The organism is Phenylobacterium sp., from assembly GCF_036263695.1.
Classification (GTDB): Bacteria; Pseudomonadota; Alphaproteobacteria; order Caulobacterales; family Caulobacteraceae; genus Phenylobacterium.
Genome location: NZ_DATAGM010000020.1, coordinates 1 through 4,189 on the forward strand (window position 1 = coordinate 1; position 4,189 = coordinate 4,189).

Here is a 4,189-nt window from a genome sequence, read left to right on the forward strand (position 1 = left end):
GTTTCCGCTGGTTTACCGGATAGTAACGACAAGAGTTCTAATGACCGGTATGCGGGAGAACTCCGCCGACGCGCCGCGCCGGCGGAGCTTCGAGCCCCTAGTAGCCGCCCATGATGACCTGAGCGATCAGACCCGAGGCGATCGACATCAGCACGAAATTGCCGTCCGCGTAGATCCAGCGGTGCCCGTACGGCGCCGGCGGCAGGCCGTAGTAGTACGGGTCCTGGACATAGTAGCTGCGGTAGATCACCGGCACATGGTGACCGCGTCGCCACGCGTTCGAATAGCGGCGGTCGTAGGGGCGGTAGCCGTAGCCGGGAGCGTACCAGTAGCCGGTGCGCGCCCCTCGGTAGCTGCGCCATTCGGCGCGGTCGCGCCAGGTGTCGGCCCGGCGGCGATCGTAACGCAGCTCGCGGCGGCTCTCGCGCACTTCCCGGCGGTCGCGGTTCAGCTCCCGGCGCTCGCGCTCGGTGATCACGCCGTCGCGGCGCGCGTCGCGGCGGTCTTCCCGCAGCTCGCGCCGGTCCTCGCGCAGCTCGCGGCGATCTTCCCGGCGCTCGCCGCGCCAGTCCTGCGCCGAGGCCGCGATCGGCGCGGCCGCGGCGGCGAGGGCGGCGGCGGCCAGCAACAACTTCTTCATCGTAACTCCTTGGTGGGGCGCGTCCCCGTCGACGGCTAAATGCCGCAGCGGGGCTGAACCGTGGCTGAACCGTCAAGCTGGCGGCGGGTTCAGCGGCTCCGCTCCGCTCGTCCGATCTGCTACTGACGAGCGCGATGACCGCCCACCTGCCCGACGCCGCCCCGACCAACTGGGTCGACCGCCACGCCCCGGCGGGCCTTCGGCCCTGGCTGAAGCTCGGCCGCTTCGACCGGCCGGCGGGGATTTGGCTGCTGATGCTGCCCGGCTGGCAGGGGATCGCGTTGGCCGCGGCTATGGAGCAGCAGCTGCCGGACGCGCGGCTGCTCGCCCTGTTCTTCGCCGGCGCGGCGCTGATGCGGGCCGCCGGCTGCGCCTACAACGACATCGTCGACGCCGACTTCGACGCCAAGGTCGCCCGCACCGCAGGGCGGCCGATCCCCTCTGGCCAGATCAGCGTGAAGCAGGCCTGGGGCTTCGTGATCGCCTGCTGCCTGGCGTCGCTGGCGATCCTGCTGACCTTTCCGCCGCTCGCGATCGCGCTCGGCGCGGGCTCGCTGCTGCTGGTCGCCGCCTACCCGTTCATGAAGCGGATCACCTGGTGGCCGCAGGCATGGCTGGGTCTGACCTTCAACTGGGGCGCCCTCCTGGGCTTTTCCGCCGCCACCGGGACGCTCGGCTGGCCCGCCCTGCTGCTCTACGCCTCGGGCATCTTCTGGACCCTCGGCTACGACACCATCTACGCCGTCCAGGACCTGGAGGACGACGCCCTCGCCGGCGTGAAGTCCTCGGCCCGCAGGCTCGGCGCCGCCGCCCCCAGGGGCGTCCTCGTCTTCTACATGGCCGCGACCTTCCTGGCCCTCGCCGCCGGGTTCGCGGGGCGCCTCGGCCCCCTCTTCTGGCCTGCCGCCGCCCTCTTCGCCCTGCACCTCTCCCGCCAGGCCCAGCGCCTCGACATCGCCGACCCCGTGGGCGCGCTCAGGCTCTTCAAGTCCAACAGCCTCGCGGGCTTCATCCTGTTCGTGGCCATCTGCGCCGGAAGCTGGCGGCCCTGAACCTCAGAAGCGTTTGGCGTTGAGCGGGGCGCGTGCCTTGTCGCAGACGCCGCGGAACTCTCCGCCATCGTAGTCGATGTCGCCGGTCATGCGGTCGATAACGATCCGCACCTTTGCGAGGGCGTTGAACCGAAGGCGCGCCTCGATCTTGTCCTCACTGACCACGAGCTCCTGGAATGGGCGCCAACCGTCAGGGGCGAGACCGCGCCGGCTGTCCATGTCCGCGGGAAGCTTGACGCGGCCACTGTCTCCCGAGATCGAGATGAGGATCCGGCGCGGGACCGGCACGCTGGTGCGGGAGATCGACGTCCCCGTGGCCTCGTTGCCGTCCTCATCCTCAACGTCGACGGATGTCGTCGTCCGGACCCGCGTCATGAACGCACCGTCGCACACCAGCTCCAGGTCCAGGGGCTGGAGATCCTGCGCCGACGCGGGTAGGCCCGTCGCCAGCAGCGCCGCAGCCCACGCCAGGCTGAACCGAAAGAACGTCATCCAGATCGCCTCCCCCCGGCGATCCTAGCCGCGGACGCCTCAACCGCGAAAGCGGCGATCCTGTCCTTGCCGACGGTCCTGAGCTAAAATCGCTCATGGCCGTAGCCGCCCGCGTCGACCCGAAGACCTACTTCCCCCCCGAGCAATGGGCGCGGCTGACGGCGCGCTCGGATCTCAAGGGGCTGGCGCTGGTCGCCCACGCCTGGGCGGCCATCGGCCTCGCCGTCGCGATGGCGATCCTCTGGCCGATCACCATCCCGATCGCGGTGATGATCGTCGGCGGGCGGCAGCTGGGCCTGGCGATCCTGATGCACGACGCCGCCCACGGCGCCCTGTGCCGCAACCTGAAGCTCAACGACTGGGTGGGCGAGCACCTGACCCCTGGCGGCCTCTTCAAATACCGGCCCTACCACCTGCAGCACCACAAGTACGCCCAGCAGGCGGAGGACCCCGACCTCGTCCTCTCCGCGCCCTTCCCGATCACCCGCCTGTCCTTGCGCCGCAAGATCGCCCGCGATCTTACCGGCCGGACTTGGCTGAAACTGCGCTGGGGCCAGGTCGCGGCCGAGCTGAAGGCCCGCAAGGCCGGCGAGCCGGTCTGGCCGATCCTGGCCCGCGAGCTGAAGCGCAAGCGCAGGTTCTTCATCGGCGGCTTGGTCACCACCGCCGTCTTCGCCCCGTTCGGCTACTGGTGGGTCTGGCCGGTGCTGTGGGTGCTGCCGGCCGCCACCTGGCTGCAGATGATCACCCGCCTGCGCAACATCGCCGAGCACGCCTGCGTCGCGAAGGACGAGCCCGACCCGCTGCGCCATGCCCGCACCACGAGAGCCAACCTGATCGAGCGCGCGGTGCTCGCGCCCTATTGGGTCAACTATCACTGCGAGCACCACATGTTCATGCACTTGCCCTGCTACAGCCTGCCCAAGGCGCACCGCCTGCTGACCGCGCAGGGACTGACCGAGCGGATGGAGGTCCAGCCGGGCTACCTGCAGGTGCTGGCCATGGCCTCGGCCAAGCCCGCCGCCGCGTGATCGACCCCTCCCCCGAAGGGCGGCGCGCTTTCATTCTCGAGAACACCACGCTGCAGGCCCCGCCGCACACACCGGAGCTGTCGCTCCACCTGGCCGACGAGATCACCCCCATCTGGCGGATGACTGAGGAGGCGCTGGAGAGCATCGGCCTGCCGCCGCCCTTCTGGGCCTTCGCCTGGGCCGGCGGCCAGGCGTTGGCCCGCTACATCCTCGACAACCCGCAGACCGTCGCCGGCAGGCGGGTGATCGACTTCGCCTCCGGCTCAGGCATCGTCGGCGTCGCCGCGGCGAGGGCCGGGGCGGCCGAGGTGCTGTGCGCCGACATCGACGCCTTCTGCGGCGCGGCCGCCCACCTCAACGCCGCCGCCAACGGCGTGAGCCTGAAGACCACCGAGCAGAACCTCCTCGACCGCCCGCCGCCGAGGGAGGCCGAGGTCATCCTCGCCGGCGACATCTGCTACGAGGCGCCGCTGGCGGGCCAGGTTATGGATTGGCTCGCCGCCGCCAAGGCCGCCGGCGCCCTCGTCCTGATCGGCGACCCCGGCCGCAGCTACTTCCCCCGCGAGCGCCTCACCAAGCTGATCGAGTACCAGGTCCCGACCACACGCGAACTGGAGGACATGGAGGTGAAGAAGACGGCGGTGTGGGCGCTGCCCTAGGTCTTGCGGCGGCGGCCAAAACCGGGACTTGCTGAGCAAGTACAACGGAGTTTCGCCCATGCGCCGCCGCACCTTCCTTGCCGCCCTTCCCGCTGCTGCGGCGGCGGGCTCGGCGCTCGCCCAGAGCCGAGCCGGCAATCCGAACCTGAACCGGCCGGACGTGCGCTCGGGCGACCGGATCGACGGGGCGACATTCGCCAGCCGCAGCGCGGCCTGGGGACTGCATGGGGCGGCGGCGACGGCCCATCCGCTGGCGACGCTGGCCGCGATCGACATCCTGCGGGCCGGCGGATCGGCGGTGGACGCGGCGATCGC

The 4,189-nt window shown here is 70.7% G+C and carries 5 protein-coding genes and 1 pseudogene; 4 read left to right on the top strand and 2 right to left on the bottom strand.

Annotation, left to right across the window (positions count from 1 at the left end):
- Nucleotides 1-97 precede the first annotated feature (97 nt).
- On the bottom strand, nt 98-640 hold the full coding sequence (locus tag VHK87_RS00610) for an RcnB family protein (protein WP_329632959.1): 543 nt from the start codon (nt 638-640) through the stop codon (nt 98-100).
- Nucleotides 641-774: 134 nt separating this feature from the next.
- Between VHK87_RS00610 and ubiA the strand changes: the two genes are divergently transcribed.
- Complete coding sequence (gene ubiA, locus VHK87_RS00615; protein ID WP_329632960.1) at nt 775-1,692, top strand: 4-hydroxybenzoate octaprenyltransferase; 918 nt, start codon at nt 775-777, stop codon at nt 1,690-1,692.
- A 3-nt stretch (nt 1,693-1,695) separates the two neighbouring features.
- Here ubiA and VHK87_RS00620 read toward each other — a convergent pair whose 3' ends face one another.
- The gene (locus VHK87_RS00620; protein WP_329632961.1) at nt 1,696-2,184 is read right to left on the bottom strand and encodes a hypothetical protein; all 489 of its coding nucleotides are present in this window, start codon (nt 2,182-2,184) and stop codon (nt 1,696-1,698) included.
- Nucleotides 2,185-2,279: 95 nt separating this feature from the next.
- Between VHK87_RS00620 and VHK87_RS00625 the strand changes: the two genes are divergently transcribed.
- The 3 genes and pseudogenes from VHK87_RS00625 to VHK87_RS00635 form a co-directional block, all read left to right on the top strand.
- Nucleotides 2,280-3,215: a fatty acid desaturase family protein gene (locus VHK87_RS00625; protein ID WP_329632962.1), complete on the top strand. Its 936-nt coding sequence runs from the start codon at nt 2,280-2,282 to the stop codon at nt 3,213-3,215.
- Nucleotides 3,212-3,874: a methyltransferase gene (locus VHK87_RS00630; protein ID WP_329632963.1), complete on the top strand. Its 663-nt coding sequence runs from the start codon at nt 3,212-3,214 to the stop codon at nt 3,872-3,874. Before VHK87_RS00625 ends, VHK87_RS00630 begins: the two co-directional genes overlap by 4 nt.
- Before the next feature lie 58 nt (nt 3,875-3,932).
- Nucleotides 3,933-4,189, top strand: a pseudogene (locus VHK87_RS00635) (gamma-glutamyltransferase); the annotation flags it as partial.